Genomic DNA, 24,104 nt, shown 5'->3' with positions numbered 1-24,104 from the left:
GCAGTACTGTTAATGCTCTTGCCAGCCATACCAATGGCTCAAAAGTTGGCTGCGGTCGAAGCGCATACCCACGGTGTTGGGCGAGTGGCAATATCAATGGATAGCAATGAGTTCACCGTGATTCTTGCGGCCCCGGGCATGGATGTTGTGGGCTTTGAGCACTCAGCAGAAAACGACGAAGAACGGGCAGAAGTTGCGGCCGCGATCTCGGATCTCTCAGAACCGTTGAGGTTGTTCAATTTGCCATCAGAAGCTGGATGTGAAACCGCGTCTGCGAATGTGGCCCTTGTTGGGGTTGGTTTTGGGCAAGTGGATGACAAAACCGAAAGTCACACCAGAGAACACGCCGAATTTCAAGCGGACTATGTGTTGGAATGCGAGGAAATAGATTTGGTGACGTCGATCCGGTTCACCTATTTTGAATTATTTCCCGACGCTCAGAAACTCGACGTCAGTTTGATTTCGGTCGAAGGCGCCTTCAGCTATACAGTGTATCGCGATCAGCCGGTGCTGACCCTGCAGGACTAGAGTGCGTTAGCTTTGCGTCAACGCGTTTTTCAAGGCAAAATATGATGCTTTGGGTGTTCTCTCCAACGTTTTGAAATCTACATCGACCAGTCCGAAGCGTTTTTCATACCCCAGCGCCCATTCGTAATTGTCCAGCAACGACCAGACAAAATATCCTTTGATCGGCACACCGTGATCCAAAGCCCGGCGTACTTCAGCCAGATGTTGATCCAGATAATCAATTCGGTCTTCATCCTGTTGGCGCTCAGCGCTCGCCATACCGTTTTCAGTGACATATATCGATAGATCGCCCGTGTAATCGCGTGCAGTTCGGATCAGAAATCGCGAAAGCGCCGCAGGATCAATTTCCCACCCCATCTGCGTTTTGGGCAGCGGGCCTGGAACCTCTTTTAAAGCGGGCCAGGCCGAGTCAGAGTGTGTAATCAGCTTGCGCGTATAGAAATTCAGCCCGCACCAATCGACCGGACTGCCGATGGTCTCAAAATCGTCCTGCCAACCTTTGGGTAGGTGCGGTGCTAAACCCTCCAGAACATTCTCGGGGTAGGATTTGTTAAAGACCCCGCTCAAGAAGAACCGGTTGTAGATCCCGTCATATAGGGCCGCCGCAGAATGTGCTTCGGTGCTATCATCGGCAGGTTCCGACCATTCCAGATTGAACACCGCACCCAGATTGGACATGCCCAATCCACGCATAACCTCGATTGCGCGACCATGGGCAAGCAAGACATGATGCATGGCGCGGGCGGTGGCGCGGATATCACGCAGGCCAGGGGCATGTTGGCCCTCGAAATGACTGAGCCAGCTTACGCACCACGGCTCGTTGATGGATGCCACGCTGAACATGCGATCGCCGATACGGCCCATGATGATTTCTGTAAAATCAGCGAACCAATTCGCGATATCTCGGTTTCGCCAGCCGCCAAAGTCAGCAAGCGGCGAGGGGAGTTCCCAGTGATACAGCGTTGCGCAGGGTTTGATGCCGCGTTCAAGTAGGGCGTCAACTAAACGATCATAGAAATCAAGGCCTTGTTGATTGGCTGGCCCGCGTCCCTCGGGCAAGATTCGAGCCCAGCTGGTCGAGAAACGATAGCAGTCGAACCCAGCGTCCTGGATCAGATCCAAATCCTGTTCATATCGATTGTAGTGGTCGCAGGCCAAATCGCCGTTTTCAGCGTTTACGACGTTTCCCGGAGTGGCCGCAAAACTGTCCCAATGGGTCTTTCCTGCGCCACCCTGAGCATGACCCTCAATCTGGTAGGCCGACGTTGCAACGCCAAACTGAAAATCAACCGGAAAATCCGAGCGTTTGTGTTTCATTTCACATCCTTTGTGGAGCTGGACCGGTTGAGCTGCCAACAACAAGCTCGGCCTCTAACAGGCGCGTTTTGGGTGGGTCGTTGGGGGCGTTGATCCGTCCAATCAGCATTTCAGCAGCCAACTCTCCGGCATGTCTGACCGAGGACCGCGTGGCGGTGAATATCGGTACATCTATGCCGTTGCGCATGTAGGACAGTTCGTCATCGTGCGCGATGACTGAAATATCCCGCCCCATCTTCAGGCCGCGATTTTCCAGGGCCCTCCGGACACCAACGGCTGAGATGATTGACGAGGCCAGAATGGCCGTCGGTGGATCGTCCAGATCCAGCATGTCGCAGGCGGTTTGATGCCCGTAAATTTCTGTCATCTCGGCGCTGCGCAACAGCTCCGGCGCAATCTCAATTCCTGTGTGTTTTAATGCTGAGACGTATCCATTCCGACGGCGCTGAGCAAAGTCCATCTCTTCCAGCCCGTTGATCAGTGCAATGCGCCGGTGGCCGAGATCGATCAAAAATTGTGTCGCCCTCTCGAATGAGCGCTGATTGTTCACGTCGATCCAGTCGTAAGGAACGTCGGCACCCGTAGAACGACCATGTACAATGAACGGCACCCCCATTTGCGACAGGGCGGATATCCGCGGCTCGTTGACTTTGGGGCCTTGAAGCACGACGCCGTCCACAACCCCTCGGTTGAACAGGCTTCGATAGGAGTCTTCGACTGAGGTGTCAGGCGCGTGCGTGAACATCATATCATAGTTATTCTGCGCGTAAGTGCGCGCAGCACCTGCAACAAAATCACCAAATATCGGATTGACCATCTCGTGCTGAGAAGAGAACGGGATCACGTGCCCAATTACCATGGATCGCCCTGTCGCCAGTCCTTTGGCGCGGCTATTTGGGCGGTATCCGTGTTTAGTAGCGGCAGCCTGAACCCGGATACGCGTTTCCTCATTCACTTCGGGATAACCGTTCAGCGCTCGGCTGACGGTTGTCTGTGAAAGACCAAGAATCTCTGAGAGTTTCTTTAGGTTCATAGTATTCAAAGCGCTTTCAAGTTGCGGTCCTATTGTTTTGTTTGGAATTTCAGGTTCCGTCAACCCGTTTTGATATTTGAGCCTAATAACTCAATATTACGGCAACTATTTGCAAGATGTTGGCAGACTCGGAATGTTAGCGGATAAAGCGATCTATCCAAAGCGCTTTGAAAACGAATCTCGTTTGCGCCGTAAAGTCTGGGAGGAAAATTCATGAAACGCTCGCTTTATGCAGGTGCGGCAGTGACCGCTCTGCTTGCAGGGACCGCGTATGCCGAAGACTTGGCCTTCACACCTGGTGAAGGGCCGTTCAACTGGGATAGCTATAATGCCTGGGCTGAAAGTGCGCCTGATCTGAGCGGTCAGACCGTTACTATCGCTGGTCCTTGGTTGACGCCGGAAGATGGTTATTTCAACAACATGACCGCCTATTTCGAGGCGGCGACCGGCGCGGATGTGATCTACACTGGCTCTGACAGTTTCGAGCAGCAGATTGTTATCGATGCCGAAGCGGGTTCCGCCCCGAACATCGCCGTATTCCCTCAACCCGGACTGGCGGCGATCATGGCCTCCAAAGGACAACTAACGCCTTTGGGTGAAGACATGGCCAGTTGGGTTGGCGACAACTATGCGGCCGGAAATTCATGGGTTGACCTAGGCACCTATGAAGATGCCGATGGCAATGACCAGATGTACGGCTTCTTCTACAACGTGAACGTCAAATCTCTGGTTTGGTACAATCCGGAGAACTTCGAGGATGCCGGGTACGAAGTGCCAACGACCATGGAGGAACTGAAAGCACTGACCGAACAGATCGTCGCTGACGGTGAGACACCTTGGTGCATTGGTCTAGGATCGGGTGCCGCCACGGGCTGGCCAGCGACTGACTGGGTGGAAGACATGATGCTGCGGACGCAGCCGCCTGAAGTTTATGACCAGTGGGTGACAAATGAGATGCCGTTTGATGATCCACGCGTGATCGCCGCAATCGAAGAATTCGGCTGGTTTGCACGCGATGACGCGAAGGTTTCTGGTGGGGCAGGAGCCGTGGCCTCGACTGACTTCCGCGACAGCCCCAAAGGCATGTTCTCATCGCCGCCGCAATGCTACATGCACCGTCAGGCCTCGTTCGTTCCGGCCTTTTTCCCCGAAGATGTTGAGTTCGGTCTCGATGCAGACTTCTTCTACATGCCGTCTTTCGCTGACAAAGACTTGGGTAACCCGGTTCTAGGCGGTGGTACGTTGATGGCCGTCAGTAATCCCTCGGATGCGACTAGCGTGTTCATGGAGTTCCTGAAACAGCCAATCGCGCATGAGGTGATGATGGCGCAAACCGGTTTCTTGACCCCGCATAAAGGCGTGAACACCCAAGCCTACAAGGACGATACTCTGCGTGGTCTGGGAGACATTCTATTGGGTGCGACGACCTTCCGATTTGATGGATCTGACCTGATGCCGGGCGCCGTGGGTGCGGGTACATTCTGGACCGGCATGGTCGACTACACCGGAGGTAAATCTGCCGAAGATGTCACCAGCGAAATCCAGTCGTCCTGGGACGCACTCAAGTAAACCACTGAACCTTTGGGCAACCTATCATTCAGGTTGCCCGGAACCCTAGCAAGGGAGAGGACGCCATGAATCCGGCAATTCAGGGCCTGCTAACAATCGTAATCGGTGTGTCGGGATGCGTGGGCTATTTCTATCTGTCCAACCAGTTCTTGGATAAGGTCCTGTTTCCTGCGCGTGGTCCTAATGCGGGGCGTAATATCAACCGCGCGAACATGATCCGGCCCTGGTTGTTCCTGCTTCCCGCGATCCTCGCGCTTGGGGTCTATCTTGCCTATCCGGTATTCGAAACACTGCGCCTTTCGCTGACCGATCGCGTAGCCGGTGGCGGATACGAATGGGCGGGTTTCGATAACTACTCCCAAATGCTCGCCGAGCCCAAATTCTGGGAGGCAATGCGCAACAACATGCTGTGGCTGATTGTTGTGCCTGCGATGTCCACTGCCTTTGGCCTGTTAGTCGCGCAGCTCACGGATCGCATTCGTTGGGGCAATGTCGCTAAGTCGCTGATCTTTATGCCGATGGCGATTTCCTTCGTGGGTGCCTCGGTGATCTGGAAATTGGTCTATGACGCGCGCCCACCCGATCAGGATCAGATCGGCGTTCTGAACGCGATCTATATCTTCTTTGGTGGAACCGAGACGCATACTTGGCTGACGCTTCCATTCTGGAACAATTTTTTCCTGATGATTGTGCTGGTCTGGATTCAAACCGGCTTTGCCATGGTCATCTTGTCTGCTGCCTTGCGCGGTATCCCGGAAGAGACCATTGAGGCCGCCATTTTGGACGGGGCCAACCCGTTTCAGATTTTCTTTAAGATCAAGGTGCCACAGATCAAAACGACGATCATGGTTGTCTGGACCACCATCACCATCGTGGTGCTCAAGGTCTTTGACATCGTCTTTGCCATGACCAACGGCCAGTGGGAGACGCAGGTTCTGGCCAATTACATGTACGACAAGATGTTCCGCGCCAATGACTGGGGCGTGGGGTCGGCATCCGCCATGGTGATCATGTTGCTGGTGACACCGATCCTGATCTGGAACGTGCGCAATGCGCGCAAAGAAATGCAGTAGGAGGTTGGGGATATGAGCGATATTGCAGGAACCCGCCCAGCCCTCAGATGGGTTGTCCACGCTTCGGTCGTGCTGCTTGTGGTGCTTTGGGTATTCCCTACACTGGGTTTGTTGATTTCGTCCTTCAGAACAGGAGATCAAATTGCCAGTAGCGGTTGGTGGCGGGCCCTCTTCCCGTCTGAGCAGAACCTGACTCTGCGCGCGGCTGCACCTGAAACGCAAGTTTTGCAGGATGGTCTCTATGTGATTGAAGGCAATATCTTCGATGGTGAGCGGGCCTCGGACATTTCGCGATGGGGTGTGAATTCCCGCGAGATTGATGCCTTTGCTCCGGGTGAAACAGCCGAGCTGCGTCGCGGCGGGACGATCACGGTTCAAGCCAATGGCGACTATCGCATGGAGAACACTGAAGAGTTTTCCGGTAAGCGCGGCCCCCGTGTCTTTGTGACCACGACTCTGCCACCTGAATTCACCTTCGAGAACTATGCCCATGTTCTGTTCAACGCAAATAGTTCAGACAGTATGGGCAAGGCCTTCTTTAATACTCTGACGGTAACGATCCCGGCGACGATCATCCCGATCCTTGTTGCGGCTTTTGCGGCCTATGCGCTGGCCTGGATGGATTTCCCTGGGCGGGCGCTGCTGATTGCTGCGGTTGTTGGCCTGTTGGTGGTGCCATTGCAATTGGCACTGATCCCTTTGCTGAAGCTGCATCTCAATATCGGTATTGGCAAAGGATATCTGGGAGTCTGGATGGCCCATACCGGGTTCGGGATGCCATTGGCGATCTACCTATTGCGCAACTACATGGCCGGGCTGCCGCGCGATTTGATCGAGAACGCGCGGGTCGATGGTGCGACCGAGTTTCAGATTTTTACAAAACTGATCCTGCCGCTCAGCTTTCCGGCACTGGCCTCTTTCGCGATCTTCCAATTCCTTTGGACGTGGAACGACCTGCTGGTCGCCAAAGTGTTCCTGATTGACGCCAGCGGCCAGACCACGGTCATGACGAACCGCATCGTCGAGCTGTTGGGTACACGGGGCGGTAACTGGGAAATCTTGGCCACGGCGGCATTTGTCTCAATCGCGGTGCCGCTGGCCGTCTTCTTTGCAATGCAGAAATATCTGGTTCGCGGCTTGCTGGCCGGTTCCGTAAAATAAGGGCGTGTGATGAACGTGCAGACCAACGCGACAGCATTCGAAACAACCAAGACGTCGTCCGACTGGTGGCGGGGCGGGGTGATCTATCAGATCTATCCGCGCAGCTTTCAGGACAGCAACGGCGACGGGATCGGAGATCTGAAGGGTATCACCCAGCGGCTAGGCTACATCGCCTCGCTGGGGGTTGATGCGATCTGGATATCGCCGTTCTTCAAATCTCCGATGAAGGATTTCGGTTATGACGTCAGCGACTACCGCGATGTCGATCCGATGTTCGGCACCATGGCGGATTTCAAAGAACTTTTGGATCAGGCTCATGCGCATGGGCTGAAGGTGATGATCGACCTCGTGCTTTCGCATACGTCGGATCAGCATCCATGGTTCAGTGAAAGCCGCGCCAGCCGCGAGAACCCGAAATCCGATTGGTATGTCTGGGCTGATCCCAAGCCGGACGGGACACCTCCGAATAACTGGCTTTCGATCTTTGGCGGCTCGGCCTGGCAGTGGGATGCGAGGCGTCTGCAGTATTATCTGCACAACTTCCTCACGTCACAGCCCGATCTGAATTTCCATTGCAAAGATGTTCAGGATGTCCTGCTGGATGTCGCTCGGTTCTGGTTGGATTTGGGAGTCGATGGGTTTCGTCTGGACACGATCAACTTCTATTTCCACGACGCTCAGTTGCGCGACAATCCCGGCCTGCCGATGGATCAACGCAACGCGTCAATTGCCCCGATGGTGAACCCGTATAACCATCAGGACCACCTCTATTCCAAAAGCCAGCCCGAGAATATCGCCTTCCTAGAACGGCTGCGCGCCCTGACTGACGAATATGAAGGCCGCGCCTGTCTGGGTGAGGTCGGTGACGCACAGCGCGGGTTGGAGATCATGGGGGAATACACCAGTGGTGATAAGCGGATGCACATGTGCTATGCTTTCGAATTCCTTGAAAAGCGGGCTTTGACGGCAACTTACGCAAAGCAGGTTTTTGACCAGCTTGAGGACAAGGCGGGTGATGCATGGCCCTGTTGGGCCTTCTCGAACCACGACGTGCAACGCCATACTTCGCGTTGGGGTTTGGACGATGCAGCTGTCCGGCAGCACGCTGTTCTCATGATGTGCCTGCGTGGCTCGGCCTGCCTGTATCAGGGAGAGGAACTGGGTCTGCCCGAGGCGGATGTTGCGTTCGAGGATTTGCAAGACCCCTATGGCATCGAATTCTGGCCTGAATTCAAAGGCCGTGACGGATGTCGCACACCAATGGTCTGGGCCGCGCAGGACGAACAATCCGGGTTCAGCGCGGGTCGCCCCTGGTTGCCGGTCAGTGCCACTCAAGCTGAGCGGGCGGTGGACCGGTTGGAACAAGACCCGGCGTCGATGCTGCACCACTACCGCCATGCGATTGCTTTGCGCCATTCGCACTCGGCACTGATGTCCGGCAAGCAGACAGGGATGTCACAAATCGGTTCGGTCTTGACCTTCATCCGCGAGGATGAAGCAGAGCAGGTCTTCTGCGCCTTCAATCTGGGTGGCGATCCGATGGACGTGACCCTGCCAGAAGGCGACTGGAAAGTAATCGGGGAGGAGTTGGGCGGCGTTCGCGGGGAAGGCACGTTGATGCTGAACGCCGCTCAATTCGGTCTATTGGCTCGGGAAAAGAGGTAAACCATGTCGGAACTCAAGCTTACAGATGTGGCCAAATCCTATGGCCCGGTCGATGTTCTGAAGCATATCGATCTCGAGATCGAGCAAGGCGAATTGATTGTCTTCGTCGGCCCATCAGGTTGCGGCAAGTCTACTCTGCTGCGGATGATCGCGGGTCTTGAAAAGATCACGGGCGGAACGCTTGAGATCGAAGGGCAGGTGGTCAATGACGTACCACCCGCACAGCGAGGCATCGCGATGGTGTTCCAGTCCTATGCGCTTTATCCGCATATGACGGTGCGCGAGAACATGGCCTTCGCGCTCAAGATCGCCAAGTTGCCCAGTGCCGAGGTTGATGCCGCAGTGGAGCGTGCGGCGCAGATCTTGCAGCTTGAGCCCTTGTTAGATCGCCTGCCCAAAGCGTTGTCCGGCGGTCAGCGCCAACGCGTAGCTATCGGTCGTGCCATTGTTCGCGATCCGAAGGTCTATCTGTTCGACGAGCCGCTTTCGAACTTGGATGCTGCCCTGCGCGTAGCGACGCGGATCGAGATCGCTCGTCTGAAAGAAGCGATGCCTGACAGCACGATGATCTACGTCACCCACGATCAGGTTGAGGCGATGACGCTCGCCAGCCGCATCGTCGTTCTGGCCAACAAAGGAATTGCGCAGGTTGGTACTCCGCTGGAATTGTATGAGACGCCTGACAATGAATTCGTCGCGCAGTTCATTGGCTCGCCTGCAATGAACCTGTTGCCGGGTACTATCACCTCGACCGGAGAGACGACGACCGTAACACTGGACGACGGCGGTGTTGCGGTCTCATCCATCCAGACAGAGGCAGCGGATGAAGGCAAACAGGTCAATATCGGCGTTCGGCCCGAAGATCTGGAGATGACTGAGGCCGGCGCGATCTACTCAGGTGTTGTGGATTTCACCGAAGCTCTGGGTGAGGTTACATTGCTTTACTTTGCAGCGCCCGGGGGACGAGAGGCAGTGATCGCTAAACTGCCGGGAGTTCAGCGCAATCTGCGAGGGCAAAGCGTATCCGTCACTGCCCCTCCGGAAAAGGTGCACTTGTTCCACAACGGACAATCGATGCGTCGCTAACTGCACGCGGTCGGATGGGGCTTGGCCCAGTCAGGTAAGATTCAATTCGCCTGGCGTGATCGCGACTTAAGATTTGAGTTTGTCTGGTGCTTGAAACCTCGGTTCTCAGCGGCGCATCAAGTTGCCAATTCAACTCCGCGTCCTCACATGCTGGACCGAACGAGCACGATTTTTCTCTCCGGTGCCATTTCGACCGGCCGCTCGACGCATTCAAAGATCAGAACTGAATTTAGATATTGACCAGACGTGTCAGCGCGCTTCTGCGCAATGGCGTGCGTCGCACTCTAATCTACAGTGACTGAGGACTGGTACACACTGCGTGTCAGGCACTGATTTTGCCCCTAGGTTTCACTGGTTTTCGTGAATTTGTGGCTGGAGTGGCAGGGTCTATTGTCAACATATTGAAATTTAACAATATAAAGGAATTGTGCTCAATTGGCAGTGCTCGTAAGTCGGTTTGAGTCGAGTTTTATGTCGCACATTTCTGCTTTTGGTCATTTTGGTATTTGGTGCCTTGTCGGTCATTCGATGTTTTGCGGGATCGGAGGAAAGCAGGCTGTGGCTGTAACAGTATTTTTCGAAGGCCGAGTGTCTGAAGCGGACATTGCCGTTCCATCCTAAAACAACAATGTGTGTCCGCGAACCATTGATCGAATTAACGCGAAGTTAGTGCGACAATGAATTGGTCGCGACATACTCTGCTAATACTGCTCGGCTACCACGCTGCCAGATCTTGGTTAGCCACGAGGCAAAGGCGTTGGAAAATTGTGTGCCGCGGTCAAAGTCACCGCTGTACAGACGTTGTTCGAGCCACAGTCCTGGATCGGTTCTGGCAGCCAGCGCGGTTTCACATAGATTTTCCCAAAGGGGGTCATTCGGGGCGATTTCGGAACCGTCTTCACGAACCCCCGCACACATCCGGCACCAGAATGCTTCAGCTAGCGCAAGCCCGATTACTGAAGAGCCCGATGCAAGTGCATCGCGTAGCGATGGCAGTAGAAATCCCGGATGCCGCGCCGATCCGTCGAACGCGACCCTGCGCGTTGTGTCGTGAATCGCTGTGTTTGCAAATCGCCTCTCAACCAATTCAAGGTACTCTTTCGCTGTCGTTTCGGGGACAGCTTCGACATGAGGCAGAATCTCTTCGATCTGAACCGTTCTGAAGAATGCCAGGATGTCCGGATCCTGCATGCAGGATGAAATCGTCGGGACATTCAAAATTTCCCCAACGTTTGCGAGAAGCTGGTGGCCTCCGTTCAAAATGCGGAGTTTCATTGACTCATAGCTGTGAACATTCTGGGTCAGCGTTACCCCGACCTGCTCGAGGGGTGGTCGCCCGGCACAGAATTCATCCTCGATCACCCATTGACGAAAGTTCTCGTGCGAGACAGGAGCGCGGTCATCCACACCAAGGATTTGGCATTGCGATACCAACTCGTCAGTCGTTGCTGGCACGATGCAATCTACCATCGAGTTGGGAAACGCGCTGTTTTGATCAATCCAGTTGGCCAGATCAGGATCAGACATGCGCGCCAAGCCAACTACGCAGTTTCGCAGGATTGTGCCGTTGCCCTGAAGGTTGTCGCAGCTTAGCGCGGTGAAGGGTTTGAGGCCATTTGCTCGGCGCTGTTTGAGTGCCGCGACTATGGAGCCAAAGGCCGTTCGGGGCAGGTTGGGGTTTGCGGCATCGTAGCGGATATCTTGGTGATCGGTGTTAAGCGCACCGGTATTGGAGATCAGATAGTACCCGCCTTCGGTAACTGTGAGAGAAACAATACGAATGGCAGGGTCGGCCATCTTCCGGATTAAGGCAACATTACCCGCCTCAATCGGTAAATAGTCAACCATCGGACCAATGACTTCGGCGGATGTCCTTGTGGGGTCTAGTTCAATCAACGTGGTCAGACAGTGCTGTGCCAGCAGGCGTTCTCTCATCTCCGCATCGTAGTTTCGCATGCCGGCCCCGATGATCGCCCAATCATGGGCTTGGCCTTGCTGCATTAACTGGTGAATGTACCACGCTTGATGCGCACGGTGAAAATTACCAAGCCCGATATGGACGATGCCCGGCGTCAGGTCCGACCGCTGATAGGCAGGGTGCCTGACGTTAGCGGGCAGGTCTGCAAGGCTGTCGAGTCGCAGTCGCACCGGAGTTTTTGCATTCGCTGCAGGATCCATCAGCTCATCCAGTTTCCGCCGTCTACATTGTAGGTTTGTGCGACGATGTAATTGGCATCGTCAGAAGCCAGAAATACAGCCATCCCGGTCAGGTCATCTGCCCGGCCCATGCGACCATAAGGGACGGTTGCGGCGACTTCGCGTTTCTTTTGGCCGGGGGGTTTGCCTTCGTGTTTTGCGAAGAACGCATCTACGCCGTCCCAGTGTTCGCCATCGACGACACCGGGGGCAATCGCGTTCACGTTGATACCGTGAGATATCAGGTTCAGCCCCGCCGATTGAGTCAGAGAAATGATTGCCGCCTTGCTGGCGCAGTAGATAGCGACCAAAGGTTCACCCCTTCGCCCGGCCTGCGACGCCATATTGATGATCCGGCCTCTGGTCCCATTTTCAATCATGTGGCGCGCGACAGCCTGCATGGTGAACAAGGTACCAGCAACGTTGATGTCAAAGACGCGGTCATAATCCATGCGCTTGATCTCAACGACTGGTGCGGCGGTGAAGATGGCTGCGTTGTTTATCAAGATATCAATGAGACCGAAATGGTCAGCTGTGTTTGCTACCGCCTCATCTATGCTCTGCTGGTTGGTCACATCCATCTCGATGGCCAAAGCAGCCTCACCGATCTCAGAAGCTGCGTCTCTCGCGCGCTGGATGTCGATGTCTGCGATGGCGACACACGCGCCTTCGTTCACATAGGCCTTGGCAAAGGCCAGTCCGATACCACGTGCGGCCCCGGTGATCAGGGCGGTTTTGCCTGCAAGGCGTGTCATTCGATCCGCAAGCCTTTCGCGTCGAACCGGTGGATTACGTCAGCCCGCGGTGTCATGTGAATGCGATCCCCGTGGCGGAAGCCCACTTCGCCATCTGCACGGACTGTGATTGTCTCAGCCAGGCCAGTCTCGTGGACGTGAAAGAAGGTGTCCGAGCCAAGGTGCTCAGAGACGCTGACCACTCCTGACCATTCACCTTCGGTTTCGGAAACGGTGATGTGTTCAGGGCGGATGCCAATGGTCTGGGCACCGTGTATCGCGGCCTCTTCACCTTCTATGAAGTTCATCTTGGGCGAACCGATGAATCCCGCAACAAACAGGTTGCGTGGCGTACGGTAAAGCTCCAGAGGGCTGCCGACCTGTTCGATCACACCGGCCTGAAGCACGACGATTTTGTCGGCCATGGTCATTGCCTCAACCTGATCGTGGGTCACGTAGATCATCGTTGTCGCCAGGCGTTCGTGAAGTTCGCTGATCTCCAACCGCATGCCAACGCGCAAGGCTGCGTCGAGGTTCGAAAGGGGCTCGTCGAACAGGAATGCTGAGGGCTCACGAACAATGGCACGCCCAATGGCGACACGCTGACGCTGCCCACCCGACAGCTGCCCCGGGCGACGATCCAGATAATCGCTCAGATTCAGGACGCTTGCCGCACCCTCGACACGTTTGTCGATTTCAGCCTGATCCAGCTTGGCCATGCGCAGGGGAAAGGCGATGTTTTTGCGCACCGTCATATGCGGGTACAGAGCATAAGACTGGAACACCATGGCCAGACCACGTTTGGCGGGCGGCACGTCTGTTGCATCCGCGCCATCAATGTCGATGGAGCCCGACGTGATATCCTCCAGCCCTGCAATGAGCCGCAGCAGAGTGGACTTGCCGCAACCCGAGGGGCCGACGAAGACGGTGAATTCTCCGTCTTCGATGGTCAAGTCCAGCGGTGGAATGACCTCTACATCGCCGAAGCTTTTGGTCACTGACTTGAGTTGAATACGTCCCATAAGTCGTCTTCCTTATTTCACAGCGCCGAAAGTCAGGCCGCGGACAAGTTGTTTCTGGCTGAACCAGCCTAGGATGAGGATTGGTGCAATCGCCATGGTCGATGCCGCGCTGAGCTTGGCGAAGAACAGGCCTTCGGGGCTGGAATAGCTGGCGATGAAGGCGGTCAGCGGGGCCGCGTCAACGGCCGTCAGGTTGAGCGTCCAAAACGCCTCATTCCATGCAAGGATAAAGTTCAGCAAAACCGTCGAGGCAATGCCGGGCACGGCCATCGGCGTCAGCACATAGAGGATTTCCTCTTTCAGCGTGGCACCATCCATCCGGGCGGCTTCCAAGATCTCACCGGGAATTTCGCGGAAATAGGTGTAAAGCATCCAGACGATGATCGGCAGGTTGATCAGCATCAGCACCACGACCAGCCCCCCGCGCGTGTCCAGTAGACCCAACCGGATGAACAGCAAATAGATCGGGTACAGCACGCCCACTGCAGGTAGCATCTTGGTGGACAGCATCCACAGCAGGATGTCCTTGGTCCGCTTGGACGGGACGAAAGCCATCGCCCAGGCTGCGGGGACTGCGATGATCACGCCAAGAATGGTTGATCCACCTGCGATGATCACCGAATTCCACAGGAACCGCATGTAGTCGGAACGTTCCTGTACGATGGCATAGTTCTCTAGCGTCCAATCGAAGTTCAGAAACAGCGGCGGGCTTGCGATGGCCTGCGCTTCGGTCTTGAAGCTGGTCAGGATCGTCCAGAGGATCGGGAAAAAGATCAGCAGACCAACGGCCCAGGCAAGGGCGGTGTTCAGCGATTTACGACGGGATGTGACGGCGCGGGCCATGGTCGTTCCTCCTCACGCGTCCAGGTTTTTGCCGACGATGCGCATCAGAAAGATGGCAACGATGTTGGCAAGGATGATGGCGTAGACACCTCCGGCTGATCCAAGGCCGACATTTTGGCTTTCCAACACACGCTGGAAGATCAGGTAGGTGAGGGTGCGGGTGCCGAATGCACCGCCGGTGGTCACGAAGATCTCGGCGAAGATCGACAGAAGAAAGATCGTCTGGATCAGGATCACGATGGTTATTGCGCGGCTGAGGTGCGGCAGAACGATGTGATAGAACCGCTTCAGCACTGGGGCACCATCCATTTCGGCTGCTTCGAGCTGTTCACTGTCTAGTGACTGAATTGCGGTCAGCAGGATCAGGGTCGCGAAGGGTAGCCACTGCCATGAGACAATCATGATGATCGAAGTCATCGAGGCCTCGGACAGCCATGAGATCGGCTCAGCCCCGAAAAAACGCCACAGATGGGCCAGCAAGCCATTGACGGGGTCCATGAACATGTTCTTCCAGACCAGCGCGGACACGGTGGGCATGACGAAGAACGGTGCGATTACGAGGATGCGGACAACACCCTGACCCCACATAGGCTGGTCCAGCAGCATCGCCAGAAGGATGCCCAGCACCACTGTGATCACCAGCACACCGCCTACGATCACCAGCGTCGCCTGCACAGCGGGCCAGAAGGAGCTGGACGAGACGAACCGGACATAGTTGTCGAACCCGACCCAGCCCAGATCCCCACCGCGCAGCGGTAGGTATTTCTTGAGGGAAAAATACAGCGTCATCGTCAGCGGCACGAGCATCCAGCCAAGTAGCAGGACCACTGCAGGTGCCATCATCAGGCGAGCAACGGATCGGGAATGTTGAGTAGCCATAACGCAAACCCTCTCTGTTCAGGCGTAACCCAGCCTGCGAGAAAAACGCGAGTTGTGGAAGGGCGGAGCGGGGGGCAGACCTCTGCCCGCCCGCGGGGAGGGATGCCTCAGTAACCTGCGGCTTCCATTTCTTCTGCGGTGAAGGCCTGCGCCTTGGCCAGCGCTTCATCCACTGATTGCTGTCCGGCATAGACTGCCGAGAACTCCTGGCTTACCTGCGTGGCGATACCTGCAAATTCCGGGATCGCGACGAACTGGATGCCAACATAGGGCGTCGGTTGCGCGCAGCAGTTATCCGGGTCGGCTGCAAGGATCGAATCCAGTGTTTTCTGGGCGAACGGAACCTTCTGGTATTCGGGGTTCTCATAAAGCGAAGTTCGCGCGCCCGGAGGCACATTGGCCCAGCCTTCGTTTTCGGCCACCAGTTCGATGTAATCCTTGGATGTGGCCCATTCGATGAACTGCTTGGCTGCATCTTCTTGCTGCGTACCTGCAGGGATGGCCAGAGCCCAAGCCCAGAGCCAATTGGCGCGTTTGTCGACACCTTCAGAGTTTGGTGCCAGCGCAAAACCAACCTGATCGGCCACGGTCGAGTCGTCCGGGTTCGTCACGAAGGACGCCGCTACGGTGGCGTCAATCCACATGCCGCACTTGCCCTGCTGGAACAGCGACAGGTTTTCGTTGAAGCCGTTGGTTGCATACCCAGCAGGGCCTGACTCGTTCATCATATCGACAAAGAAGGTCAGAGCCTCTTTCCACTGAGGCTGATCGAACTGCGGTTTCCATTCTTCGTCGAACCAACGGGCGCCAAAGGAATTGCCGGTCACTGTGATGAAGGCACCACCTTCGCCCCAACCAGCTTTACCGCGCAGGCAGATACCGTTGATGTCGTTGTCCCGGTCAGTCATCGCCGCAGCGGCTTCGCGGATAAACTGCCATGTAGGCGCGGCGGGCATCTCAAGCCCGGCCTTTTCCATCAGGTCGGTACGATACATTACCATCGAACTTTCGCCGTAGAACGGGGCGGCATAGAGCGTGCCTTCATTGCTGAGCCCGTTGCGCATGGCAGGCAAGATGTCGTCCACATCATATTCAGCAGACAGACCATCCAGCGGCACCAGCCAACCATTCGCCCCCCAGATCGGTGTCTCGTACATACCAATGGTCATGATATCGAACTGACCGCCTTTGGTGGTGATGTCGGTGGTGACGCGCTGACGCAGCACGTTTTCCTCCAGTGTCACCCACTCAACATCAATGCCGGTCGCTTCGGTAAATTTGTCGGTGTAGCCCTGCATCCGGATCATGTCGCCATTATTCACTGTGGCGATCGTGATGGATTGCGCGTGGGCTGCTGCCGTGGCGACGAATGTCAATGCAGTCGCCGCGCGAAGTGCGTGCTTCAGATACATCCCTGTCCTCCCTGAGCTTGGATGTCGTGCAGGGAGCGTAGAGTGAAAGTTGTCGCGCAGTCAATAAAAACTTTACGCGCGTTAAGATTGTAATCTACGCAGAGTCCCTTAAAACAAGTCGAGCGGGGAAAAGTGTCTCAGTTCGTGTTTCAAATTTCCCACCATTTTCAATAAGTTCGAACAAAGTCTCGACGCTTCGGCTGGCCACGTTGTCATAGTCGTGTGCGGCTGTTGTGAGAGAAGGGCAGGTAAACTTTGCGAACGGATGATCGTCATTTGAGGCCACGCGCAGCGTGCAGCCCTCCTTCCGACCGACCCGAATCCCCTGTTCATAGCAGGCCGCAAGAAAGCCAATAGCCAGCCGGTCATTGCTGCACAGAACGGAGTTCGTTCTCAATTCACGCTCTTCAAGAACTTTCAGCGCGCCTCTGTGCCCAATCTCTTCGAAAGCCCATCCTTTCCCGTCGACTTTGATGATATGCGGCTCGAACCCTAGGCGCTCCATCATGGCGACATAAGCCTTCCTTCGTTTGTTGGCGTTTGGGTTCGCGGGTGTGCGCATTTCAAAAAATGATGGAGGCTCGCCCGTCCGGGTCATGTATTCAACGGTCTGTGACACAAAGCTGAAATTGTCCGATCCGATAAACGCGGCACCCAGCCCATCAAGGTTACTGTCAAACAGAACAGTCGGTACGTTGGCGCAGAACTTCTCAATCACCGATCGGTCTGAAATCCGGCCCAGGGGTGCCAACAAAACCCCGGCGGGCTTCATGGATTGCAGCCCATCCAGAATTTCGTTTTCCAGCTTTTGTTCTCCGTGGGCGCTAAAGAGGGAAGGGCGATAGCCTGCCGCAATACAGCTTTGCTCCAGATAGCGCGCGATTTCGGCAAAGAACGGATCGGCCAGATAGGGCACGACGATGCCGATATTCTTGGTCAGCTTCCGGTTCTGGTTCACAGCATAGATATTCGGGCGATAGTCAAACCGTTCGAGCGCCTCTTCGATACGCGCCCTTGTCGTTGGGCGAACGCTGTCGGGATCGTGGAAGTATTTGGATACCGTGGGCCGCGAGATGCCGCTGAGGGCCGCGAACTCTTCCATATTCTTAATCTTGGTCATGCAAGTCTGCCTGCGGATCATAGCCGTCTTGATCTTATCCTATTTTTACATATTCTTTACGCGCGACAAAAAATCAAGAGTCAGACAAGTTCCGGACGTTTGTGCAGGTCGACGAGTAAAAAAGTATCTCGGGATTGATATCGGAACGTCGGCGGTCAAGATTGTCTGCGCGGATACTGATCGTATTCTTGCGATATCTTCTGCAGGGATCGAGACGTCCTCGCCGCAACCCGGTTGGTCAGAGCAGTACCCAGACAGGCAACGCGTGACGCGTTGAAGCAGCTTGCGGAGCAAATCCCACTGTCAGAGGCGAAGGCCATCGGTTTGTTCGGACAGATGCACGGGGCCGTTTTGCTGGACCGTACGCTGTCCCAATCCGCCCGGCAATGCTGTGGAATGATAGCAGGGCCGCAATCGAATGCGATGAACTGCGCGTAGCGCTGCCGCAGATTGGTCATATCGTAGGTGTTCTTCCGTTGCCCGGTTTTACTGCCCCCAAAAGCGCATGGCTGAAACAGTATGAACCCGGTCACTATGCCCAGCTTGCCCAAATCCTGCGGCCCAAGGACTATATCGGTCTACGCCTGCATGATGAACTGGCAACTGATACGTCCGATGCTGCGGGAACAATGTGGCTCGATCAAGCATCGCGCAACTGGCATATCGGGATCGCGGAAGCCACTGGTGTGGCGCTCGACTGGCTGCCGCAGGTGTTTGACGGCCACAGTGTTGTTAGGACTGTGACGTCACAAGCTGCAGAAGCGACCGGGTTGAAGCCTGGCGTGCCCGTTATAGCCGGAGGAGGGGATGCGGCGATTGGGGCGATATCTCTTGGTGCGACGGAACCGGGACGGGGCTTCATCTCCCTTGGGACGTCGGGCCAGTTGTTCGTGGCGGATCGTAAGTACAAGCCCAACCCCGAACGCTATGTGCACGCTTTTCCAACTGGACAAGTCGCGATTCAAACCGGACAGCACATATAGGGAAAATCATGGCTGGGGTGGTAGGATTCGAACCTACGATACACGGTACCAAAAACCGCTGCCTTACCACTTGGCTACACCCCAACAGTGAGCGGCTATCTACGACTGTTGCTTTCGGGGTTCAAGGGCTTTTTTGGACAAATATCATATCGATCTGCAAATTTTTCTGACAGCGGTTTGGTGATGTCTACCGCTCTTTGGAAACTGTTCGAAGTATTGAAAGATGGTGAATTCCAAGGATTGGTTCAGGTGAGTGTTTCTTGGATTTCTTGGCAAAGGCGCAGCTTTTGGTGGATGCATATGAACTTCAACCTGCGACTGCGTTTCAATCGCATGATTCTCCTATTAACCTGTTGAAATATTGTGTTAAAATAAAATCTGACGATTGAAACTTCCCGGTCACTCAACTAGGTAAATATTATCCGTTATCCCAAAAAGGAGCCGATTATGAAGCTGAACTCGCAAGTTGCAGAGGCATTGAACAAGCAAATAAATAATGAGCTTCATGCTTCGTATACCTATCTGGCGATGTCGGCCTATTTCGAGGCGCAGGACCTGCCAGGTTTCGCCAGTTGGTTCCGGGGGCATTCCGCAGAAGAAGATACTCATGCAATGCGTATTTTCGACTTTATCGCCAAACGGGGTGGCCGGATCAACCTGGAGGGGATCGCCAAGCCGCAAAAGGAATATGAATCGCCTGTTGATGTGCTCGAACAGGCTCTGGTGCAGGAACAGACAGTAACCGGGCAGATCAATGCGTTGTTCGAGCTGGCGCACGAGGTCAAGGAATTCAGTACGCAGAATATGCTGAACTGGTTTCTGGCAGAGCAGATCGAGGAAGAAGATTTGTTCACTTCGATATTGGATAAGGCCAAGGCGGCCAACGGAGATCGCTGGAATCTATTGCTGCTGGATCAGGAACTGGCCAAGCGCGGCAACGGGCAAGCCGAGGGTTAACCAACGCAGAACTCAGGATAAGGGGTGGTTATTCCCGAATTTCAGAGGGATCGACCCCCCAAAGATTGTTCTTGAGGGTCCAGCCACGATAGCCTCCGGCCGAAATGCGGCACCAATTCGGTGTACATTGCTCTAGTCGGGCGACAACCCCGGTTTCGAAATGCGCGTTCACCTGCGAATTTTGGTCGGGCAGGGCGTAAACCGGCAGCAAGTCGGATTCTATGAGAACAGTCCGCACGCCTGAAAGCAGAGCGTAGTGAACCCAACCCCCTGCGCCGTCGTGGTCCTGCACTTTGCGCCAGTTTCCGTATTCAGCCGTGATCTGCAGCGGCATGCCGCGTCGCTTGAACACCCAGTCGATTCGGTGGGTCAGAGATGGGCCGCGGCGCACATTACCCTCGGCCGCTTTCATTGAGACATATCGGGGTAGAGGCAGATTCGTGACTTGGCCACGTTTTTCCTGCGCAGACGCGGCCACAGCGCCAAACGCGAGAAGAAACACCGAGATCAACGCCACAAAATGGCGATTCACTGAAAAACTAGCACTCACTGCCTGTCTGCTCTTATGCCTGTCGATCGTGCGTAAAAAAAGGTTGAGACGATGCCCAAGGGGTTCTTGTACCCCGTGTAATCCTGCGCCACGATGCCATGGCGCGCGGCTGTTTGCAAAGCGGTAGGAGGGCTAAGGTGCCAAGAGAACGTCTGAGTGTTGTCGTTACGCGACGGTTACCCGAAGCGGTGGAAACCCGGTTGAGCGAGCTTTTCGATGTAAAGCTGCGGGACAACGATGATCCCATGACACGCGAAGAACTGACTGCCGCAGTGAAAGAAGCAGATGTGCTGGTCCCAACCATCACCGATACCATTGATGGCGGTATTTTGGGGCAGGCAGGCGAGAATTTGCGCTTGATTGCGAACTACGGTGCAGGTGTCGACAATATAGATGTGGCGACAGCGCGGCAGCGGGGCATTCTTGTTTCGAATACTCCAGGCGTACTGACCGACGATACCGCAGATATGACGATGGCACTGATCCTGGCGGTGACCCGGCGTATCCCTGAGGGGCTGGGCGTAATGCAAAAAGGCGATTGGGCCGGGTGGGCTCCGACTGCCTTGCTGGGTGGCAGAGTTGGTGGACGCCGGTTGGGTATTCTTGGCATGGGCCGGATCGGGCAGGCGGTTGCCCGCCGTGCCAGTGCCTTTGGAATGCAGGTGCACTATCACAATCGCCGCCGCCTGCGCCCAGAGATTGAGCAAGAGTTGGAAGCGACCTACTGGGAAAGCCTTGACCAGATGGTTGCACGAATGGATGTCATTTCGATCAATTGCCCGTCGACGCCGTCGACATTTCACCTGATGAATGCGCGGCGATTGAAATTGATGAAACCCTCGGCAGTGATCGTGAATACTTCACGTGGTGAAGTCGTAGACGAAAACGCGTTGACCCGGATGATCCGTGCGGGAGAAATTGCTGGCGCGGGCTTGGATGTTTATGAGCAGGGCACGGACGTTAATCCTCGCCTTCGGCAACTGCCAAATGTAGTTTTGTTACCTCATATGGGCTCTGCCACGCTCGAAGGTCGGATCGAGATGGGTGAGAAGGTCATCATTAACATCAAGACATTCGAGGACGGCCATCGGCCGCCTGATCAGGTTGTGCCTGCAATGCTATAGGCCGCGGCCTGAAGGAAAGGGAACGCAATGGTGCAGGCAGCCGCTTTGCCGCGAAATGAAGCCGGAATAGAAACCGCTGTCGGAGTTCTGAAACAAAGATTTGGGGACCGGCTGCAGACCGGTGCTGCGATCCGTGAGCAGCACGGGCACACTACGACCTGGATCGAGAACCAGAGCCCTGATGCGGTGGTCTTTCCGCACTCTACCGAAGAAGTTGCGAATATCGTTAAGGTCTGTGCCGCGCATAAAGTGCCAGTAATCCCTTTCGGTACAGGCACTTCGCTTGAGGGGCATGTGAATGCGCCTGCCGGTGGGATTTCCGTCGATCTGAGCCAGATGGACAAGATACTGGCAGTCAACGTCGGTGATCTGGATTGCGTGGTACAGCCGGGCGTCACCCGCGCCGATCTGAACACCCATCTGCGGGATCAGGGGCTGTTCTTCCCAATTGATCCGGGCGCGAATGCATCGCTGGGTGGCATGGCCGCGACGCGCGCGTCTGGCACCAACGCAGTGCGTTATGGGACAATGAAAGACAACGTGCTTAGCCTTGAGGCCGTGATGCCTGACGGGCAAGTGATCCGCACTGGACATCGGGCCCGCAAGTCCTCGGCCGGGTATGATCTAACGCGTCTGTTGATTGGTGCCGAGGGGACGTTAGGCATTATCACCGAGATAACCTTACGTCTGCATGGTATACCCGAGGCCATCAGTTCAGCGCGTTGTTCATTTCCAACAGTGGATGCGGCATGCCAAGCTGTGATGCTGACCATTCAATATGGAATTCCTGTTGCACGGATCGAACTGCTGGATCAGATGTCTGTCAAAGCGGCAAACGCCTATTCGGGGCTGGACCTCCCTGAAACACCTCTGCTTTTGCTAGAGTTTCACGGCTCGGACAGCGGAGCAGCTGAGCAGGCCGAGACCTTTGGGCAAATCGCGGAAGAATTTGGTGGCAGCGATATCACCACCACCTCGACAACCGAAGAGCGCAACAAGCTGTGGCAAGCCCGGCACGACATGTACTGGGCCAGCCTGCAATTGCGACCGGGCGCGCAGGGGATTTCAACGGATGTTTGCGTTCCGATCTCGCGTCTGGCCGATTGTGTGACAGCCGCACAGGAAAAAGCCGCCGAGTTGGGACTGCTGGCCCCGATTGTGGGTCATGTCGGAGACGGAAACTTCCATACTCTGTTGTTGATCGATATGGACAACCCGACTGAAGTCGCGAGCGCTGAGGATTTCGTTGGATGGCTGAACGATATGGCTATTTCGATGGAAGGCACCTGCACTGGGGAGCACGGAATAGGGCAAGGAAAACGCCCTTATCTGGTGAAAGAACTGGGTGCAGCGACGGCCTATATGGCGGCGATAAAATCGGCGCTAGATCCTGATAACATCATGAATCCGGGGAAGATTCTTTAGTATATAAGCTGTATGTCGACGGACAGATAATTCCAAGGATCGGTCATATCCACGCCCAAATTTCATAGGATTGAATCTCTTCAGAGCACTAATTGATTCTGAGGTTGATTTATGGGCGCCTTGCGGTTCATTGGATTTTTGCTGATCGCGGCGATTGTTATCGCGGGTCTTGACTATTACCAGCAGGATAAAAAGCACGACGATACATTGTCCTTTGCAGGTTATGTCGAAACGATCAATGATCGTTTCGGCTTGTATAAGGCCGAGCAGGCCGCCAAGCAGGCCGAACGTGAGCGCAAGAAAAGCTGGGATGCGGGCGCAAAATCCTTTTTGCCATCTCCCCCCGAGGGTTGGGGCCGCCATGATCTGACAGATGCCGATAGCAAGCCGGTTCAGGCGGTTCTGTCGGGGTATGAAATCTCGCCCATGATCAGCTCTATTTCCAGTCAGGCTGAATTACAGCGCCTCACAAATGAGGGGCGCGAGGGTCTGATACGTAAGCTGGCAGAGTCGGGTTATGTTTATGAAAAAGATGGTGAAATCGTCTGGTTCGACATCACATTGAAGCCTAAGAAAGCACGCAATAGTCTGGTTGGTCTAGCACTGGGGCGACAGGCCGACTTTATGAACGCGATGCAGTTTTCTAACGGATATGCCGTCATTGATGGAGTGGCGTTTGCGGAAGTGACCGAGGGTCTTTCTGGCGAGCTTCAAGAAAGCGACATCCGTAAGATCAAAGGTCGCATCGGATTTGATGAAGAAGTTGTGTTGCGTCTGCACACCAATGCAAGCGATGCCACGATCCGGCAGTTTTTGAATTCAGTCGATTTGGCCGGGCTGAATGCACTGTTGGAATTTCCCTCGGTTGCGACAGGGCAGGGTATTTATGTTCCACTGGAGGAACAGCCTGAAATGGCAGGAAAAATGCTGAACCTCTATGGCAAAATGGTGGCTATGCAGGACAAGGTGACACAGCAGAAACTCGAGAACATGGATATCGGAGCTGTGATGTTGAACACGCTCACAGCGACGGATTTCAACGCAGAAAGTCTGGCCGATATCACTGGCGGCAAAGTCTTTGAAAACCAGGACAATTTGCAGATGGCCTATGGAAAGGCGCTTGAGTTGATTTTGCATTCGGATCAACGTCAAGCCGACACCAGCCCGACTGACACGGGTGGCGGTTTTATCAATGGATTGCTACAGAAGATCCCCGGTTTTGGGGCATTTGGCGGCGGCGCCGTCGCTACTGCAGCAAACGCAGGACGCTCAGACGTCCGTGTTCGAAAGGGAAACGAAGGATCTTCCTGCGCAATGAGTGGAAGCTCTAAACGCTGCACCTTCGGTAAAAACTGATCGGATTGTCACGCCCGAATAACGAACCTGCATCAATTGCGGGTCGTTTTTCTATTATCACTGGTCGGATG

General features: G+C 55.0%; 21 protein-coding genes and 1 tRNA gene. 11 read left to right on the top strand and 11 right to left on the bottom strand.

The window, feature by feature from the left end; all coding sequences use genetic code 11:
- Nucleotides 1–33 precede the first annotated feature (33 nt).
- Entirely contained in the window at nucleotides 34–528 is a 495-nt protein-coding gene (locus tag ACR0JR_RS20080; RefSeq protein ID WP_480457726.1) for a ZrgA family zinc uptake protein, read from the top strand.
- Nucleotides 529–534: 6 nt separating this feature from the next.
- On the opposite strand, the gene ACR0JR_RS20075 is transcribed toward ACR0JR_RS20080, so the two are convergent.
- The gene (locus ACR0JR_RS20075; RefSeq protein WP_480457725.1) at nucleotides 535–1,845 is read right to left on the bottom strand and encodes a GH1 family beta-glucosidase; all 1,311 of its coding nucleotides are present in this window, start codon (nucleotides 1,843–1,845) and stop codon (nucleotides 535–537) included.
- A 1-nt stretch (nucleotide 1,846) separates the two neighbouring features.
- A complete protein-coding gene (locus tag ACR0JR_RS20070) occupies nucleotides 1,847–2,878 on the bottom strand; it encodes a LacI family DNA-binding transcriptional regulator (RefSeq protein WP_480457724.1) in 1,032 nt (343 codons plus the stop codon).
- A 213-nt stretch (nucleotides 2,879–3,091) separates the two neighbouring features.
- On the opposite strand from ACR0JR_RS20070, the gene ACR0JR_RS20065 reads away from it, so the two are divergent.
- The 5 genes from ACR0JR_RS20065 to ACR0JR_RS20045 all read left to right on the top strand — a co-directional run bounded on the left by ACR0JR_RS20065 (nucleotide 3,092) and on the right by ACR0JR_RS20045 (nucleotide 9,432).
- Entirely contained in the window at nucleotides 3,092–4,447 is a 1,356-nt protein-coding gene (locus ACR0JR_RS20065; protein WP_480457723.1) for an ABC transporter substrate-binding protein, read from the top strand.
- 65 nt (nucleotides 4,448–4,512) lie between these two features.
- Entirely contained in the window at nucleotides 4,513–5,520 is a 1,008-nt protein-coding gene (locus ACR0JR_RS20060; protein ID WP_170476810.1) for a carbohydrate ABC transporter permease, read from the top strand.
- 12 nt (nucleotides 5,521–5,532) lie between these two features.
- Complete coding sequence (locus tag ACR0JR_RS20055) at nucleotides 5,533–6,681, top strand: carbohydrate ABC transporter permease (RefSeq protein ID WP_480457722.1); 1,149 nt, start codon at nucleotides 5,533–5,535, stop codon at nucleotides 6,679–6,681.
- A 9-nt stretch (nucleotides 6,682–6,690) separates the two neighbouring features.
- Nucleotides 6,691–8,346 carry an alpha-glucosidase gene (locus ACR0JR_RS20050; RefSeq protein ID WP_480457720.1) on the top strand — a complete coding sequence of 552 codons (1,656 nt, stop codon included), beginning with the start codon at nucleotides 6,691–6,693 and terminating at the stop codon, nucleotides 8,344–8,346.
- 3 nt (nucleotides 8,347–8,349) lie between these two features.
- Nucleotides 8,350–9,432, top strand: a complete 1,083-nt coding sequence (locus tag ACR0JR_RS20045; protein ID WP_480457719.1) for an ABC transporter ATP-binding protein — start codon at nucleotides 8,350–8,352, stop codon at nucleotides 9,430–9,432.
- Nucleotides 9,433–10,098: 666 nt separating this feature from the next.
- Here the strand turns inward: ACR0JR_RS20045 and ACR0JR_RS20040 are convergent.
- The 7 genes from ACR0JR_RS20040 to ACR0JR_RS20010 form a co-directional block, all read right to left on the bottom strand.
- Complete coding sequence (locus ACR0JR_RS20040; RefSeq protein WP_480457718.1) at nucleotides 10,099–11,610, bottom strand: mannitol dehydrogenase family protein; 1,512 nt, start codon at nucleotides 11,608–11,610, stop codon at nucleotides 10,099–10,101.
- Nucleotides 11,610–12,383: an L-iditol 2-dehydrogenase gene (locus tag ACR0JR_RS20035; protein WP_480457717.1), complete on the bottom strand. Its 774-nt coding sequence runs from the start codon at nucleotides 12,381–12,383 to the stop codon at nucleotides 11,610–11,612. The genes ACR0JR_RS20040 and ACR0JR_RS20035 overlap by 1 nt, the downstream gene beginning before the upstream one ends.
- Nucleotides 12,380–13,384 (bottom strand): ABC transporter ATP-binding protein, encoded by a 1,005-nt coding sequence (locus ACR0JR_RS20030; protein ID WP_480457716.1) that lies wholly within the window; start codon nucleotides 13,382–13,384, stop codon nucleotides 12,380–12,382. Before ACR0JR_RS20030 ends, ACR0JR_RS20035 begins: the two co-directional genes overlap by 4 nt.
- A gap of 12 nt (nucleotides 13,385–13,396) precedes the next feature.
- The gene (locus ACR0JR_RS20025; protein WP_010443328.1) at nucleotides 13,397–14,227 is read right to left on the bottom strand and encodes a carbohydrate ABC transporter permease; all 831 of its coding nucleotides are present in this window, start codon (nucleotides 14,225–14,227) and stop codon (nucleotides 13,397–13,399) included.
- 12 nt (nucleotides 14,228–14,239) lie between these two features.
- Nucleotides 14,240–15,106, bottom strand: a complete 867-nt coding sequence (locus ACR0JR_RS20020; RefSeq protein WP_480457714.1) for a carbohydrate ABC transporter permease — start codon at nucleotides 15,104–15,106, stop codon at nucleotides 14,240–14,242.
- A 107-nt stretch (nucleotides 15,107–15,213) separates the two neighbouring features.
- Nucleotides 15,214–16,518, bottom strand: a complete 1,305-nt coding sequence (locus ACR0JR_RS20015; protein WP_480457713.1) for an ABC transporter substrate-binding protein — start codon at nucleotides 16,516–16,518, stop codon at nucleotides 15,214–15,216.
- A 94-nt stretch (nucleotides 16,519–16,612) separates the two neighbouring features.
- The gene (locus tag ACR0JR_RS20010) at nucleotides 16,613–17,638 is read right to left on the bottom strand and encodes a LacI family DNA-binding transcriptional regulator (protein ID WP_480457712.1); all 1,026 of its coding nucleotides are present in this window, start codon (nucleotides 17,636–17,638) and stop codon (nucleotides 16,613–16,615) included.
- A 374-nt stretch (nucleotides 17,639–18,012) separates the two neighbouring features.
- Here ACR0JR_RS20010 and ACR0JR_RS20005 point away from each other — a divergent pair, with 374 nt between their 5' ends.
- On the top strand, nucleotides 18,013–18,621 hold the full coding sequence (locus ACR0JR_RS20005) for an FGGY family carbohydrate kinase (RefSeq protein WP_480457755.1): 609 nt from the start codon (nucleotides 18,013–18,015) through the stop codon (nucleotides 18,619–18,621).
- A gap of 9 nt (nucleotides 18,622–18,630) precedes the next feature.
- Here the strand turns inward: ACR0JR_RS20005 and ACR0JR_RS20000 are convergent.
- Nucleotides 18,631–18,705: transfer RNA gene (locus ACR0JR_RS20000), tRNA-Gln, on the bottom strand.
- 363 nt (nucleotides 18,706–19,068) lie between these two features.
- Between ACR0JR_RS20000 and ACR0JR_RS19995 the strand changes: the two genes are divergently transcribed.
- A complete protein-coding gene (locus ACR0JR_RS19995) occupies nucleotides 19,069–19,578 on the top strand; it encodes a ferritin (protein ID WP_480457710.1) in 510 nt (169 codons plus the stop codon).
- 28 nt (nucleotides 19,579–19,606) lie between these two features.
- On the opposite strand, the gene ACR0JR_RS19990 is transcribed toward ACR0JR_RS19995, so the two are convergent.
- Nucleotides 19,607–20,110, bottom strand: coding sequence for an SH3 domain-containing protein (locus tag ACR0JR_RS19990; RefSeq protein WP_480457754.1), 504 nt, complete (start codon nucleotides 20,108–20,110; stop codon nucleotides 19,607–19,609).
- A 155-nt stretch (nucleotides 20,111–20,265) separates the two neighbouring features.
- Here ACR0JR_RS19990 and ACR0JR_RS19985 point away from each other — a divergent pair, with 155 nt between their 5' ends.
- The 3 genes from ACR0JR_RS19985 to ACR0JR_RS19975 all read left to right on the top strand — a co-directional run bounded on the left by ACR0JR_RS19985 (nucleotide 20,266) and on the right by ACR0JR_RS19975 (nucleotide 24,033).
- Nucleotides 20,266–21,252, top strand: a complete 987-nt coding sequence (locus ACR0JR_RS19985; protein ID WP_319546542.1) for a 2-hydroxyacid dehydrogenase — start codon at nucleotides 20,266–20,268, stop codon at nucleotides 21,250–21,252.
- A gap of 27 nt (nucleotides 21,253–21,279) precedes the next feature.
- Nucleotides 21,280–22,677, top strand: a complete 1,398-nt coding sequence (locus ACR0JR_RS19980; protein ID WP_480457709.1) for an FAD-binding oxidoreductase — start codon at nucleotides 21,280–21,282, stop codon at nucleotides 22,675–22,677.
- Nucleotides 22,678–22,788: 111 nt separating this feature from the next.
- A complete protein-coding gene (locus tag ACR0JR_RS19975; protein ID WP_480457707.1) occupies nucleotides 22,789–24,033 on the top strand; it encodes a hypothetical protein in 1,245 nt (414 codons plus the stop codon).
- Nucleotides 24,034–24,104 lie beyond the last annotated feature (71 nt).

Source organism: Ruegeria sp. AA3 (genome assembly GCF_056542905.1).
Note: the sequence above shows the minus strand (reverse complement) of the source record. Positions and strands in the feature narration are given on the sequence as shown.

Bases quoted from the DNA above. Each gene is read 5' to 3' on its own strand.
- ACR0JR_RS20065 (WP_480457723.1), top strand. From the start codon at position 3,092: ATGAAACGCTCGCTTTATGCAGGTGCGGCAGTGACCGCTCTGCTTGCA.
- ACR0JR_RS20020 (WP_480457714.1), bottom strand. From the start codon at position 15,106: ATGGCTACTCAACATTCCCGATCCGTTGCTCGCCTGATGATGGCACCT.
- ACR0JR_RS20035 (WP_480457717.1), bottom strand. From the start codon at position 12,383: ATGACACGCCTTGCAGGCAAAACCGCCCTGATCACCGGGGCCGCACGT.
- ACR0JR_RS20070 (WP_480457724.1), bottom strand. From the start codon at position 2,878: ATGAACCTAAAGAAACTCTCAGAGATTCTTGGTCTTTCACAGACAACC.
- ACR0JR_RS20010 (WP_480457712.1), bottom strand. From the start codon at position 17,638: ATGACCAAGATTAAGAATATGGAAGAGTTCGCGGCCCTCAGCGGCATC.
- ACR0JR_RS20030 (WP_480457716.1), bottom strand. From the start codon at position 13,384: ATGGGACGTATTCAACTCAAGTCAGTGACCAAAAGCTTCGGCGATGTA.
- ACR0JR_RS20075 (WP_480457725.1), bottom strand. From the start codon at position 1,845: ATGAAACACAAACGCTCGGATTTTCCGGTTGATTTTCAGTTTGGCGTT.
- ACR0JR_RS20055 (WP_480457722.1), top strand. From the start codon at position 5,533: ATGAGCGATATTGCAGGAACCCGCCCAGCCCTCAGATGGGTTGTCCAC.
- ACR0JR_RS20050 (WP_480457720.1), top strand. From the start codon at position 6,691: ATGAACGTGCAGACCAACGCGACAGCATTCGAAACAACCAAGACGTCG.
- ACR0JR_RS20025 (WP_010443328.1), bottom strand. From the start codon at position 14,227: ATGGCCCGCGCCGTCACATCCCGTCGTAAATCGCTGAACACCGCCCTT.
- ACR0JR_RS19995 (WP_480457710.1), top strand. From the start codon at position 19,069: ATGAAGCTGAACTCGCAAGTTGCAGAGGCATTGAACAAGCAAATAAAT.
- ACR0JR_RS20040 (WP_480457718.1), bottom strand. From the start codon at position 11,610: ATGGATCCTGCAGCGAATGCAAAAACTCCGGTGCGACTGCGACTCGAC.
- ACR0JR_RS20045 (WP_480457719.1), top strand. From the start codon at position 8,350: ATGTCGGAACTCAAGCTTACAGATGTGGCCAAATCCTATGGCCCGGTC.
- ACR0JR_RS20015 (WP_480457713.1), bottom strand. From the start codon at position 16,518: ATGTATCTGAAGCACGCACTTCGCGCGGCGACTGCATTGACATTCGTC.
- ACR0JR_RS20080 (WP_480457726.1), top strand. From the start codon at position 34: ATGGCTCAAAAGTTGGCTGCGGTCGAAGCGCATACCCACGGTGTTGGG.
- ACR0JR_RS19980 (WP_480457709.1), top strand. From the start codon at position 21,280: ATGGTGCAGGCAGCCGCTTTGCCGCGAAATGAAGCCGGAATAGAAACC.
- ACR0JR_RS19975 (WP_480457707.1), top strand. From the start codon at position 22,789: ATGGGCGCCTTGCGGTTCATTGGATTTTTGCTGATCGCGGCGATTGTT.
- ACR0JR_RS20060 (WP_170476810.1), top strand. From the start codon at position 4,513: ATGAATCCGGCAATTCAGGGCCTGCTAACAATCGTAATCGGTGTGTCG.